This is a genomic window from Neoaquamicrobium sediminum (assembly GCF_040970315.1).
GTDB lineage: Bacteria > Pseudomonadota > Alphaproteobacteria > Rhizobiales > Rhizobiaceae > Aerobium > Aerobium sediminum.
In genome coordinates, this window is sequence record NZ_JAZHFV010000006.1 from 79,027 (window position 1) to 92,091 (window position 13,065).

At 64.3% G+C, this 13,065-nt stretch carries 11 protein-coding genes; 10 read left to right on the forward strand and 1 reads right to left on the reverse strand.

Translation table 11 applies throughout. The features are described 5' to 3' along the window. The 6 genes from V1479_RS17140 to V1479_RS17165 are packed head-to-tail and all read left to right on the forward strand — an operon-like array spanning window position 1 to window position 7,592. Entirely contained in the window at window positions 1-1,353 is a 1,353-nt protein-coding gene (locus V1479_RS17140) for a hypothetical protein (protein WP_368804015.1), read from the forward strand. Continuing rightward, entirely contained in the window at window positions 1,346-3,331 is a 1,986-nt protein-coding gene (locus V1479_RS17145) for a TIM-barrel domain-containing protein (RefSeq protein ID WP_368804016.1), read from the forward strand. The genes V1479_RS17140 and V1479_RS17145 overlap by 8 nt, the downstream gene beginning before the upstream one ends. A 44-nt stretch (window positions 3,332-3,375) precedes the next feature. Continuing rightward, window positions 3,376-4,605 (forward strand): ABC transporter substrate-binding protein, encoded by a 1,230-nt coding sequence (locus tag V1479_RS17150; RefSeq protein ID WP_368804017.1) that lies wholly within the window; start codon window positions 3,376-3,378, stop codon window positions 4,603-4,605. A 4-nt stretch (window positions 4,606-4,609) separates the two neighbouring features. Beyond that, a complete protein-coding gene (locus V1479_RS17155) occupies window positions 4,610-5,554 on the forward strand; it encodes a carbohydrate ABC transporter permease (RefSeq protein ID WP_173192871.1) in 945 nt (314 codons plus the stop codon). A gap of 2 nt (window positions 5,555-5,556) precedes the next feature. After that, window positions 5,557-6,456, forward strand: a complete 900-nt coding sequence (locus V1479_RS17160; RefSeq protein ID WP_368804018.1) for a carbohydrate ABC transporter permease — start codon at window positions 5,557-5,559, stop codon at window positions 6,454-6,456. Between the two features lie 5 nt (window positions 6,457-6,461). Then, on the forward strand, window positions 6,462-7,592 hold the full coding sequence (locus V1479_RS17165) for a mandelate racemase/muconate lactonizing enzyme family protein (RefSeq protein WP_368804019.1): 1,131 nt from the start codon (window positions 6,462-6,464) through the stop codon (window positions 7,590-7,592). A gap of 6 nt (window positions 7,593-7,598) precedes the next feature. On the opposite strand, the gene V1479_RS17170 is transcribed toward V1479_RS17165, so the two are convergent. Continuing rightward, entirely contained in the window at window positions 7,599-7,988 is a 390-nt protein-coding gene (locus tag V1479_RS17170; RefSeq protein WP_368804020.1) for a RidA family protein, read from the reverse strand. A gap of 314 nt (window positions 7,989-8,302) precedes the next feature. Here V1479_RS17170 and V1479_RS17175 point away from each other — a divergent pair, with 314 nt between their 5' ends. From V1479_RS17175 to V1479_RS17190, 4 genes are read left to right on the forward strand one after another with little or no spacing between them, the layout of a single operon-like run. Beyond that, window positions 8,303-9,115 carry a creatininase family protein gene (locus V1479_RS17175; protein ID WP_368804021.1) on the forward strand — a complete coding sequence of 271 codons (813 nt, stop codon included), beginning with the start codon at window positions 8,303-8,305 and terminating at the stop codon, window positions 9,113-9,115. A gap of 22 nt (window positions 9,116-9,137) precedes the next feature. Further along, the gene (locus tag V1479_RS17180; RefSeq protein WP_368804022.1) at window positions 9,138-10,559 is read left to right on the forward strand and encodes an FAD-binding oxidoreductase; all 1,422 of its coding nucleotides are present in this window, start codon (window positions 9,138-9,140) and stop codon (window positions 10,557-10,559) included. Further along, window positions 10,556-11,812 carry an NAD(P)/FAD-dependent oxidoreductase gene (locus V1479_RS17185; protein WP_438620646.1) on the forward strand — a complete coding sequence of 419 codons (1,257 nt, stop codon included), beginning with the start codon at window positions 10,556-10,558 and terminating at the stop codon, window positions 11,810-11,812. Before V1479_RS17180 ends, V1479_RS17185 begins: the two co-directional genes overlap by 4 nt. After that, window positions 11,812-13,062, forward strand: coding sequence for an amidohydrolase family protein (locus tag V1479_RS17190; RefSeq protein WP_368804024.1), 1,251 nt, complete (start codon window positions 11,812-11,814; stop codon window positions 13,060-13,062). Before V1479_RS17185 ends, V1479_RS17190 begins: the two co-directional genes overlap by 1 nt. Window positions 13,063-13,065 lie beyond the last annotated feature (3 nt).

Here is a 13,065-nt window from a genome sequence, read left to right on the forward strand (position 1 = left end):
ATGCTGACCAGAACCAAGCCGGCCGATACGGACGGGCGCCATATCGGTGTGCTCTTCGTGGCTTCGCCGCTCTTTTCGGAAGCCGCCGCGGCTGAGCTGATCACGCGCACTAGCCGGCTGATGGGCGAGGGCGGGCTGCAAGGGCGGTTCACGCTGGCAGGCAAGCTCGCCCGCGACGGCGAGAGCTGCCGTGAAGCGCTTTCGTCGCTCGATTTCGACGCCCTCGACGGGCTGGTTGTCCAGCTTTCTACGTTCTGCACTGCCGAACTCCTGCATGATGTGCTCGACGCCGTCGGCGACCGGCCGATCCCGATTGCGATCTGGGCGCTCGAGGAGGCCGAGGAGATCGTCACCAATTCGCTTTGCGGTGCGCAGCTCTGGGCATCGACACTGAGCCGCTTCGGTCACGGTTTCACCTTGCTGCTCGGCAACCCGGAAGATCCGGCCCTTGCCGGAGAACTCACCGCATTCGCCGCGGCATCGCGTGCGCACAGCCGCCTGCGCGGCGCACGGATCGCGTTGATCGGCTCGCATGCCGACTGGTTCACGAACCTCGCGGTAGACCCCTGGATGCTGCGCCAGCGTCTCGGTATCACCATCCAGCAGACGACGCTGGTGCGTTTCCTGGAAGCGTGCAAGGCAGATGACGATGCCGTGCGGCTTGGTGCCAGCCGCTGGGCGGAGGCCTCCTTCGACGGAGGCGATGAGGAGGCGGGCCGCCTCGCGCTGGGGCGCACCTATGCGCAGCTTGCCGCGGGTCTCGACCGGATCGAAGCTGATGCCGTCGCAATCCGCGACTGGCCGGAAATTCTCTACGCCGAGAACTTCAAGGGTACCTGGGGCGCGTTGGGCGAGCTTTCCGACCGCGCAGTGCCGATCGCGCCGGAGGGCGATGTGATGGGTGCTGCGACCGCTCTCGTGGCGCGCGCGTTCGATCCGGCGTCGCTGCCGTTCCTTACCGACATTTCCGGGCTCGACCGGGCAAGAAACCGGCTGGTCCTTTGGCACTATGGCGTCAGCCCGCGCCTTGCCGACGGCCCGCGCTCGCTCGATCCTGTGCTGAAGCAGGAAACCTTCCCGCTCAAGGCCGGCTCGATGACGCTGATACGGCTGTCGCTGCGCGACGATGGCACGCTGCGCATTTTTGTCTGCGAAGGCGAGATCGAGGCAGAAAAGTCGCGTGCCAATCGCGCGGCGGGCTATTTCCGCCCCGCCGATGCAGGCGCGGAGGAACTTGTTCGTCGGTTCATCGATGAAGGCTACGAGCATCACGTGACCGCTGTCTATGGGCGCTGGGCCGATGCCGTGCTTCATCTCGGACGGCAGCTTGGCGTGCAGGTCGATCATGTCTGACGCGCCGATGGTCATAGGTCTCGACAAGGTCGCCGCTGATGCCGCATGGCGGCCGGTGTCCATTGGCTGGAGGGCCGATGGCGGCTCCTGGACGCATCTGCCGGCTGACCGTGCCGACGGCGTGCGAATGACGGTGAGCGCCGAAGCCGATGGCCGGCGCTTGCTCATCACGCTCGAAAAGGACGATGCGGCGGCGCTCGACGTCGCCTTCGCCGTGCCGCGCAAGTTTCAGGCCTTCGGCGGCGGCGAGCGTTTCGAGACGCTGGACCTGCGCGGCCAGTCGGTGCGCTACTACCTGGAGAATTTCGGCCTCGGAAACGGCACCTATCTTCCGTCGCCCTGGATCGCGACGACGCTCGGCTATGGCCTTTACCTGCCTGAAGAAGCGCCGGCGGTGTTCCACATCGCGGCACCTTTCGATCCGAACATGCTGCGCATCCAGGTCGAAGGCGGCCGCCTCGACCTCGAAATCCATCTCGGGGACCTCGGCGACCTCTACGCTGCGCTGATCGAGAGGATCGGTCCGCCGCTTATGCCGGAAGCGAGCTTCTTCGATCTCTGGAAGGCTGGCGACTGGCGGATCGAAAATGCGAAGACCGTGCAGGCCGACATCGATGGCCACGCCGCGCTCGGCCTGCCGATGGGCGTCAAGCTGATCGACGCCTATTGGGCGAGCGAAGTGCATTCTTTTGCCTTTGACACACAGAAATACCCCGATGCCGACGCCATGATCCAGCGGATGGCGGAAGACGGCACCGAAATCTATCTGTGGCTCTGCCCCTGGGTCGTGGTCGGCACCAAATCCTTCGAGTTCGCGCGGGCGAAGGGATACACGATCGTCGACGCGGAGGGCGAACTGATCACGCGCAGGCCGGGCGCCAACCCCAATATCGTGGCGGCGCTGATCGACTTCTCGAACCCGGAAGCTGCCGCATGGTGGTCGGACAGTCTGCGCGGCCTGCTGCGGCAGGGCATCAAGGGCTTCAAGGCCGACTTCGGCGAACAGTTGCCCGAACATGCCGTGCTCCATTCCGGGGAGACAGGCGGCAAGGCGCACAACGCCTTCGTGCGCTATTATCTCGAGGCGACGATCGCCGCCTTTGACGGCAAGGTACCCGCCATCATCAGCCGATCCGGTTCGCCGCGCGTGCGGGCGCCGATCTGGACGGGTGACCAGACGTCGGATTTCTGCCCCAAGACCGGTCTGCCGTCTTCCGTGCGTGCGGTTCAGAGCGCTGCATTCTGCGGCTGGTCCTTTGTGGGCAGCGACCTCGGCGGCTATTTCGGCACGCCGACGCCGCAGGTCTTTGCGCGCTGGACGCAGTTCTCCTGCTTCACGCCGCTGATGATGCTGCACGGCCTCGGCTGCCGCGAACCCTGGGACATGGATGAGCAATCCGCCGCCGTTTACCAGACCTACGGCCAACTGCATCTGGCGCTGCGGCCGATCTTCGAGCGCTACGGGCAGGAAGCTGCGCAGGGCGGCGCGCCGATGATGCGGATGATGCCGCTCGCCTTCCCCGAGATCGACTGGTCGGCCGTCAACGACTGGGATCAGCAGTACATGCTCGGCGACGACATCCTGGTCGCTCCCGTGGCGTTCTACGGCAACACGCGCGCGATCTACCTGCCGGAGGGCGAATGGTTCGACGTGCTGACGGGCGAGTACGTGTCCGGCTTGGCGTGGCGCATCCACGACGTTCCGCTCGACCGGATGCCGATCTTCATACGCAAGGGCGCGCGGCTGACGCTGGCCAGCGACATAGATGCTCGCCGCGCGGTTCAGCTTGTCTTCGGCGATGCGGGAGATTCGGTTCAGCCTGAACCGGAGGGTGGCTGGTCGATCGATGCCATCGGCGTCGCCGGCAGTTCGACCGGAAGCCCAGCGACGCTACCGATGGGCGAGGACCTGGAGGCGTGGTTTGGAACCGGGTTTGCCTGGACACGCTCAACAGACGAGGCAGGCAGCTCAACTTGATAACAGCAGCAGCGCCGAAGGGCGCACAGTGGAGGAGAATACCTATGCAACATTTTCTGAAATACAGCACAGCCGCGGCAGCACTCGCCGCCACGCTCGGCGCGACGCCGGCCTTTGCCGACAACGTCGTTCTGTGGGTGAACGCACCGCTCGCCTCTGCGCCGGATGCGCCGATCTACGCCGAATTGAAGGCCTTTGAGGCCGAGACCGGCCACACGGTCGAAATCCAGGCAGTTCCGCACATGGAGATGGAGCGCAACCTCTTCGTCGCCATGTCTGGCGGTGCTGGACCGGACGTCATGGCGCTCGACATCGCCTGGGTTGCGGGTCTGGCCGATGCTGGCCTGCTTGCCGATGTGACCGAGAAAAGCGACCCGATCGCCGATCAATATCAGCCCGGACCTCTGTCGGCCGGCCGGTTCAAGCAGCGCCAGTATGCAATGCCGCTCTACACCAACAACGTCGCGCTCTACGTCAACAACAAGATGCTGGCGGAAGCGGGCATCGACGCGGCGCCGAAGACCTGGGACGAATTCCAGGCAGCGGCCATCGCCATGACCGACAAGGACGCAGGCACGTTCGGCCTTACGTTCGGCGGAAGCCGCGTCGGCGCGTTCCAGCTCTACCCGTTCATCTGGCAGAGCGGCGCCGAGATCATTGCCGACGATGGGACGGTCGGCGTCGATTCTCCGGAAGCCATCGAGGCGGTACAGTTCATTTCCGGTCTCTACACCGAACATCAAGCCATGCCCGCATCGGTATTGACCGCCAATTCGTGGGACGAGGTCAACGCGCCCTTCATCCAGGAACGCGCTGGCATGCTGATCAGCGGCGACTGGGCGATCGGTGCGCTCAACAACGGCAATCCCGATCTCGATTATTCGATCGTGCCGCTGCCTGCCGGCAAGGAGGCCGCGACGGTAATCGGTGGCTACAACCTCGCGATCAACGCCAACTCCGGTGTGTCCGATGCGAGCTGGGAGCTGGTGGAGTGGCTGACCGGTCCGCGCAGCGTCGAACTCATGGCGCAGTACAATCGTCTCTCCGCTCAGGCGGCGGCTGCAACCGACGAGGCTATCGCCAAGCTGCCTGAAGAGCTGCAGCCGTTCATGATGCAGGCAAGTGCCGGCCACGCCCGTCCAGTGGTTGCGCAATGGAGCCAGATCCATTCCGACGTGTTCGGCACGGTCTGGGATTCGGCACTGCGCGGCGAGCCCATCGACGAGGTGATGACGCAGGCTGCAACGCAGATCAGACAGATACTGGGTCAGTAACGCCATGAATGCGCGCGCTCCAAGAAACCAGCAGCTGCGGCGAACCTGGTCGTCCGTCTTCGAGACGGGCACGGGCGCGCGCATCTATCCCTATCTCATGGTGCTTCCCGCCATCATCATCGTGGTCGGCGTGGTGGTCTATCCCCTTGTGTCCGGCGTTATGTCGGCCTTTTACGACGTCACCTTGCGCACGCTCAACAGCGGCGACATGGCCTTCGTTGGCCTGCGCAACTTCGAGCGCGTCTTTGCCGATCCGAGCTTCGGCATTGCGTCGTTCAACACCCTTGTCTGGGTGGTGCTGAACGTCGTCGTGCAGCTTTCTCTCGGCCTTGGCCTGGCGTTGCTGCTTCATCGGGCAATCCCCGGGATCGGCTTCTTCCGGTCGGGCATCCTGGTTCCGTGGGTGGTTCCCAGCGTTGTCGCCGTGCTGACATGGCGCTGGATGTACGACCCCAGCGTCGGCATCGTTAACGAGCTTCTTGTTCGCTGGGGCATCATCGAGGACTACCATCCTTGGCTCGGCGATACGGCGACCTCGCTCTACGCGGTCACCGTGGAGAGCATCTGGAAGGGAACGCCGTTCGTCATGCTGTTGCTGCTGGCCGCGCTGCAGCTCGTCCCGCGCTCGATCCTGGAGGCAGCGTCCATGGACGGCGCGTCCGGCTGGCGCAAATTGTGGCATGTGATCCTGCCGCAAATCCGGGTCTCGTTCGCGATCGCGGCGGTGCTGACCTTCATCCTGACGGTCAACAACTTCAACGCCATCTGGCTGATGACCGAAGGTGGGCCGCTGAACTCGTCCGAAATCCTGTTCACGCTCGCCTACAAATACGGCTTCCAGCGCTACGATCTCGGCATGGCCTCGGCCGTGGCCACAATGCTGTTCGTCGGTCTGGTGATCGCCACAACGCTCTATCTCAAGCTTATCCAGGCAAAGGAGGGCGAGTGACCATGAGCAGCGCCGCCATCACCGCCACTCCAGCCGGGACGACCGTCTCTGTACCGCCGCTGCGCCGGAGCTGGACGCCGAAATGGCTCCGTGTCGGCTTCCTCTATGTCGGCCTTTGGGTCGCCTTCGTCTGGTGCGTCTTTCCGTTCTACTGGATGATCGCGACGTCGCTGCGCGCCAAGGACGAGCTTTTCGCAAGGCCGCCCAGCCTCGTGCCGCATTCGTTCACGTTCCAGAGCTATGTCGATCTGCTTGTCGGCGCCGAATTCTGGCGGTTCGCCCTCAACAGCCTCATCCTGACGGCCAGTGTCACAATCATCAGCGTCGCGATCTCGGTGACGGCCGGCTATGCAATGGCGCGGCACCGCTTCAAGGGATCGGTGGCCCTGCCGCTGTTCATGCTCTATGGACAGATGTTCCCACCGGTGCTGCTGCTCATTCCTTTCTACATACAGCTTCGCTGGCTGGGCTGGCTCGACAGCCTCTACGGCCTGATCCCCGTCTATCTCAGCTACATGCTGCCGCTCTGCGTGTGGCTCATGCGCGGGTTCTTCTCGCAGGTCCCGCACTCGCTGGAGGATGCGGCAAGGCTCGACGGCTGCACGCGCTGGCAGGCGTTCTGGCGCGTCATCCTGCCGATGGCCCGGCCAGGCATCGTCGCGGTCGCGACCTGGGTGATGATCCACACCTGGAACGAGTTCCTGTATGCCAGCACTTTCATCCTCTCGGACAAGAACCGCACGTTGCCGCTCGGTCTCTCAGGTCTGATCGGTCAGTACACCACAGACTGGGGAATGCTGATGGCCGGCGGTGTCATCACCTCGGCGCCGATCCTGCTCGTCTTCTTCTTCCTGCAGAAGCATCTGGTTTCCGGTGTCGGTGGCGGCGCGGTGAAGGGCTAAAGCACATGACCAAGATCAAGCGTATCCAGGCCTTCGCATTGTCCTGCCCGACTCCGGGCGGAGCGGTTTTCGCCGTCGGCCGGTCCGCCAAGCGCGACATGGTGCTGGTGCGGATCGAGACCGAGTGCGGCATCGTCGGCTACGGCGAGGCGCACCACGCGCAGACGCCGAGCACGATTGCCGCATTCATCAACGATGCGCTCGGCCCATCGCTCAGCGGCATGGACGCGCACGAGACGGAAGCGATCTGGGACAAGTCTTACCGGCATTACATAGCGACGCACGGACCGGGAGCTGCTGCCGTGATCGGGCTGAGCGGCGTCGACCTTGCACTGTGGGACATCAAGGGCAAGGACCTCGGCCAGCCGGTCTATCGGCTGCTCGGCGGCAAGAGGAGGCCGATCCGCGCCTATGCCGGCGGCATCAGCCTTGGCTTCCAGCCGGTGGACGATCTCAAGCGTGAGATAGAGGGGTTCATCGCGCGCGGCTACGACTTCATGAAGCTGCGCGTCGGCGATACGCTTGAGAAGGACCTCGAGCGCGTGAGCGCAGTCAGGGCGGCATTCGGTCCCGAGATCACGCTTGCGGCGGACGCCGGCACCCGCTACCGCACCGCCGACGTCGCCCGCATCGCCGAGGTCTGCGAGGCAGGTCGCCTTGCCTGGCTGGAGGAGCCGTTCACGCCGGACAACTTGCCGGGCTACCGGCGTCTGCGCGACCTGACGGCGACGCCGCTGGCGGCCGGCGAGAACCATTTCACACGGCATGAACTGAGAACACTCATCAGCGAGGAGGTCATTCAGTTCGTGCAGGCGGATTGCTGCAAGACGGGCGGTATCACCGAGATCCTGAAAATTGCTGCCCTGGCAGGCGCATGGCACCTTCAGTTCGCGCCGCACACGAGCGCATCGGTGCTGAGCACGGCTGCGTCCACCCATGTGCTTTCGGTGGCGCCGAATGCCTTTATCTACGAGGCGGATGTCTCCGCCATCAACGCGTTCCGCGATGAGCTCGGCACCCCGTTCGAAATCGTCGACGGGACCATTCTCGCGCCGGATGCGCCGGGGCTCGGGGTCGAGATAGACGAGACGGTGATCGAGAAATATCCGTTCATTCCAGGCGCATCTTACCAGTAGGCGGCGTCAGGGCTGGCGCGCGGCGACCACCTCGACCTCGACCACGAATTCGGGTCGCGAGAAGCCGGATACGATCACGAGGGTGGATGCGGGATATGGCTCGGCAAAGAGCCGGTTGCGGACCTCCATATAGGGAGCCATATGCTCGCGCGCGGTGACATAGGCGTTGATGCGCACGACATCCGAAAGCCCCATACCGGCCGCGCGCAGGATCGCTTCGGCATTGGCGAAGCACTGCTCCGCCTGCGCGGCACAACCTTCCGGAACGCTGCCATCGGGCGCGTTGCCAAGCTGGCCGGAACAGAACAGCACATCGCTTTCCGCCGACACCAGCATGCCGTGACTGTAGTTGGAGAAGGGGGCAGCTATGTCGCCTGCGTTGACGGATTTGGGCAATGTCGAATCTCCCTGCCGGGTTCTTTGATGCTGCTTAAGTCTGTAGGACAGAAGTGCCGGTTGCGGAACCGTTTCTCCCGTGGCGGGCACGGGTATCCGGCGCTTGACAGTGCCGTCGCCTTCGATGACATTGCGCTACCCCATGGCACAGGGCTTTTACGGAACGAGCCGCAATTCGACCGGTCGCATGGCGATCAGCGGAAAAGCGAGATGTTCGGAAAGAGCCTCATGAATATCCCCCACCATCGAATCGATCGGCGACGCTTCTCGCGCCTCAGCCGCCCCTTGCCATCAATCTATGGGAGCATGCCGTCATGACGCGTCATCTCGCCCGATGGGCCGATCTTTCACGCGCGCAGTTCGCAGCCATCGATCGAAGCCGCACGATTGCTGTGCTGCCGGTTGGCGCCATCGAGCAGCATGGCCCGCATCTGCCGGTGTCGGTCGACCGCGATCTGGCGGAAGCCGTGCTGGAGCGCTCGCTCGCGCATCTGCCGGCAGAGCTGCCGGTGCTGGCCATGCCGGGCTTTGCCTATGGCAAGAGCAACGAGCATGGCGCGATACCCGGCACGATAAGCCTCTCCGCCGAAACGATGCTGCGGCTTCTGGCGGACATTGCCGCGAGCCTCGCGCGGACCGGCTTTCGCCGGCTGGTGCTGCTCAATGCTCATGGCGGCAACGCGCCGGTGCTCGACATCGCTGCGCGCGACCTGAAGGTGGAGTACGGCCTGCATGTCGCGACCTGCAACTGGTACAACTTCAACGAGGCCGACCGGCATGGAGACGCGCGCGAGCGTTCCTTTGGCATCCACGCCGGCCTGGTCGAGACCAGCGCGATGCTGGCGCTGAAGCCGGACCTCGTCGCCATGGATGCCGCCGCCGATTTCGGCAACGCGGCCGAAGGTTGGCAGCAAGAGTTCCGCCATATCGGACTCACCCCCGGCCGCGCCCGGCCGGCGTGGACCATCGAAGATCTCAGCGAGACAGGTGCCTGCGGCAACGCCTCAGCGGCGACTGCCGAACTGGGCGAGGAACTGCTCGCGACCGCCGCGCGCAACTTCGCTGCATTCCTGTCCGAATTCGACCGGTTCTGCGATCAGCAGGACCGGCAAAACCGCGCCCGCTGAAGAAGAACGCCGGAGGAAATACATGTCCATTTCAGGCAAGAACGACATCGACTGGAGCGCCTTTGCATCGGCGCTGGGCGATGTGGAAACGTTCGACACGCCGTCCATCGTGAAGAAGCGTTCGCGCGACTTCTTCTGGTACAGCCCGATCCTCAACCGGGAACTCGCCTCCTGCTTCGGCGATCTGGTCGCCGCGCCGAAGTCGGTCGAGGAGCTCAAACGCTGCATCGCCGTGGCTGTCGAGTGGAATGTGCCGATGGTCGTTCGTGGCGGCGGCACCGGCAATTACGGGCAGGCCGTGCCCATGGAGGGTGGCCTTATCATCGACATGACCGGCGTCGGCCAGGTCCTCGAGATCGGACCGGCCACCGTGCATGTCGAGGCCGGCGCGAAGATCGGCGCGATCAACGAAGCGCTCGCCGATCACGGGCGCGCACTGCCCCTGTTCCCGTCGACCGAGGCAATCGCGACCATTGGCGGCTTCATCGCCGGCGGTTCGGGTGGTATCGGCTCGATCCGGCATGGCATGCTGCGCGATGGCGGCAATGTGGAAAGTATCGGCGTCCTGTCGATCGAGAAGGAGCCGCAGCGTCATGTGTTCTCTGGCAAGGACATCTCCGCGATCCACCACGCGTGGGGGCTGAACGGCATCATCACCGATCTGGTCCTGCGCACTGTGCCGTCGCCGCGCTGGATCAACGTGATCGCGTCGTTCGACACCTACAAGCAGGCTTTCGAGGCCGGCATTGCGCTGGGTTCGGCGCGGGAACTGAACCTGAAGCTCCTGACCACTGTCGACGGACGTATCGCCTCGTCGATCAGGCAACTCGGTGACATCTCCAGCCGTGGGCGCGACCTCCTTCTGGTGATGGTCGCCGACGAGCATCTCGCGGACGCCCTGCGCCTGATCGAAGAGCATGGCGGGACGACAGAACTTGAGCTGGACGATGCGGCGATGAAGGCCTCCGGCCTGCCGGCCCTGTCCGAATTCTCCTACAATCACACGACACTGCAGGTGCTGAAGCAGGATCGCTCGGTGACCAATCTACAGGTCACCTTCCGCGCGCCGCTCGACAGCGCGAAGCTCGATCCGCTCCGGCGCATTTTCGGCGACGAGGTTCTCATGCACCACGAGTTCGCACTGCTCAACGGCGAGCTCGTCGCCTTCGACCTGCCGGTGGTGCGCTACACGAGCGACGAGCGACTGTTCGAGCTCGCGCGCGTTTACGACGAGCATGGCTGCCCGACATCCAATCCGCACGTGCCCTATGTCGAGGGCGGGTCGATGAAGCCAGACTTCAGGCATCTCGCATGGAAAAAGCGGCTCGACCCGCACGGCCTGCTCAATTCGCCGAAGTCGCGCTTCTGGGATGAGGTTAAGCATCTGACGCCCGACGAGATCGAGGCGCTGCCGCCTCACCAGCCCGTGCGGAAGGCTTCGTGATGGGGGGCGTCGTCATCGTCGGGGCCGGGCATGGCGGATCGCAGCTCGCCGTCTCGTTGCGTCAGGAAGGCTACGAAAATCCGATCGTGCTGATCTGCGACGAGCCTGAGTATCCCTATCACCGCCCACCGCTCTCAAAGGCGTTTCTCAAGGGTGCCGACGACAGTCTCCAGCCGCTTCGGGGCGAAGCGATCTATGTCAACAACGCCATCGACTACCGCCCTGGCAAGCGGGTGGAGCGGATCGATGCCGCGGCTCGCTTCTGCATCGTGGATGGGGAGGCGATTGCGTTCGACAAGCTCGTCCTGGCAACCGGAGCGGTCCCGCGGCGCCCGACCGTAAAGGGCGATGACCTCGATGGCGTCTTTGCGCTGCGCACGGCGACAGATGCTCGTCGGATCAAATCGGCCATGGCGACGGCGCGCAATGTCGTCATCGTCGGTGGCGGTTTCATCGGTCTCGAGATCGCGGCCACGATGGCGGCTGCCGGCAAAGGCGTGACCGTTCTCGAAATCGGCGAGAGATTGCTTGCGCGGGCAGTCTCGCCGTTGATCTCGACACACGTTCTCGCGCGGCTGGCGGGGGCAGGGGTGGATGTTTGGTTCGGTACTGCGTCTGCCGAATTCCTGGGCGAAGGCACCGTGAATGCGGTGCGGACGCATTCCGGTGACGAAATTTCGGCAGACATGGTCGTGGTCGGCATCGGCGCCGATCCAGATGTCGCATTGGCCGTTGAGGCCGGCATTGCCGTCGACGGGGGCATTGTCGTCGATGCACAGATGCAAACCTCGGCAGAAGGCGTCTTCGCGATTGGCGATTGCGCGCGTTTCCCGCACTGGCAGCTTGATCGGTCCATAAGGCTCGAATCGGTGCAGAACGCCACGGATCAGGCGAGGCATCTGGCCGGCGTGATCGCGGGCAAGCATCAGGAGCCTTACACGGCGGTGCCGTGGTTCTGGTCCGACATCGCCGACATGAAACTGCAGATGGTCGGGCTCTCCATGGATGCGGACGATCATGTGGTTGCAGGCGATCCGGTCGAGGGGGCGTTCGCCGTCTACCATTTCCGGCAGGGAAGACTGATTGCCATCGACAGCGTCAACCGGCCCGCCGACCACATGCTGGGCCGCAAGATGATTGCTGCCGGCTATACTCCGGCCCCGCAGGAGATTTCAGACGGCACCGTGGGTGCTTCGTTCAAACGGTGGTCAGCGGCGGCTTCGGCGGCACCCAAGGGGCAGCGGGTCGCCTGATGACGGCGCGGCTGGATGCGGTGCTGGGCAATGCGCGGGTGCCGGCGTCGCTTGTCGCCGACGCGCAGCGTTTCGGAGGCCGGCGCGACCGCGATTGTTTCGCCGGCAATCTGGTCGTCCGCGGTGGATCGGTCGCCGGCATGTCGCAGGATGGCCCGGTCGATACCGATCTCGGGGGGCGTCTCGTGACAACGCCTTTCGTCGAGCCGCATTGCCATCTCGACAAATGCTTCACGATCGAACGCCTCGATTTCGCCGGCGGGAGCCTGCTCGACGCCATCACGGCGCAATCGGCGGACAAGGCGAACTGGACATATGGCGACCTGCGCGGACGCGCGGAGCGCGGTATCCGAGAGATGGTTGCCGCGGGCACGCGCATGGTGCGCACCCATGTCGACTGGGAGGTCGATATGCGTGACCCTGACCGCCTGCCTTTGGCGTGGCGTGTGATCGGGGATCTTGCTGAGGAATGGCGCGGCCGGATCACTATCCAGCGTGCCGCGTTGCTGCCCATCGCATCAATGGCAGATGCCGGCTATTCGCAGGCCGTTGGCCGGGTGATCGCTCAATCCGGAGGTGCCTTGGGCGCCTTCGTCTTCGATCAGCCTGAAAGAGCTGCCGGTATCCACAATATGTTCAGCGTTGCGGCCAGGCATGGCCTCGCGCTCGACTTTCATGTCGACGAAGGCCTTTCGCCGGAGCTCGACGGGCTCGAACTCATCGCCCGCGAAGCAGCCAGGACCGCTCATGCCGAGCCGGTGCTGTGCGGCCACGCCTGCAATCTTGCAGTCATCGAGCAGGATGTGCGGAAGCAGCGGATCGAGCTGACGGCGCGCGCTGGCCTTTCTGTGGTCGCGCTGCCGTCGAGCAATCTCTATCTGCAGGATCGGGACAGAACGATTCCGCGCGAGCGTGGGCTGACGGCCGTCTCCGAGCTTCTAGCTGCCGGCGTCAACGTGGCGTTCGGTACCGACAACGTCCAGGATGCGTTCTGCCCGGTGGGCATCCACGATCCAAAACGTACGCTCGCCATGGGCGTCCTGGCCGCTCACCTTCCGCCGCCTCTGGGTGACCGGCTGCCGCTCGTCATGCAAAACGCGGCGAAGGCCCTTGGGCAGCCCCTGGCGCCCGTCGACCGCAGTCCGGCCGATGCGCTGCTGATCTGGGAAACCGGTGACGTGGCTGAACTCGTCAGCGGCGGAACATACGCCAGGTGCCGATCCCTTCACGACGCCATGCCCTCGCACTAGCGC

Excerpts from the sequence above, each read along its gene's own strand:
- V1479_RS17140 (WP_368804015.1), top strand. The coding sequence starts at position 1 with ATGCTGACCAGAACCAAGCCGGCCGATACGGACGGGCGCCATATCGGT.
- V1479_RS17145 (WP_368804016.1), top strand. The coding sequence starts at position 1,346 with ATGTCTGACGCGCCGATGGTCATAGGTCTCGACAAGGTCGCCGCTGAT.
- V1479_RS17150 (WP_368804017.1), top strand. The coding sequence starts at position 3,376 with ATGCAACATTTTCTGAAATACAGCACAGCCGCGGCAGCACTCGCCGCC.
- V1479_RS17155 (WP_173192871.1), top strand. The coding sequence starts at position 4,610 with ATGAATGCGCGCGCTCCAAGAAACCAGCAGCTGCGGCGAACCTGGTCG.
- V1479_RS17160 (WP_368804018.1), top strand. The coding sequence starts at position 5,557 with ATGAGCAGCGCCGCCATCACCGCCACTCCAGCCGGGACGACCGTCTCT.
- V1479_RS17165 (WP_368804019.1), top strand. The coding sequence starts at position 6,462 with ATGACCAAGATCAAGCGTATCCAGGCCTTCGCATTGTCCTGCCCGACT.
- V1479_RS17175 (WP_368804021.1), top strand. The coding sequence starts at position 8,303 with ATGACGCGTCATCTCGCCCGATGGGCCGATCTTTCACGCGCGCAGTTC.
- V1479_RS17180 (WP_368804022.1), top strand. The coding sequence starts at position 9,138 with ATGTCCATTTCAGGCAAGAACGACATCGACTGGAGCGCCTTTGCATCG.
- V1479_RS17190 (WP_368804024.1), top strand. The coding sequence starts at position 11,812 with ATGACGGCGCGGCTGGATGCGGTGCTGGGCAATGCGCGGGTGCCGGCG.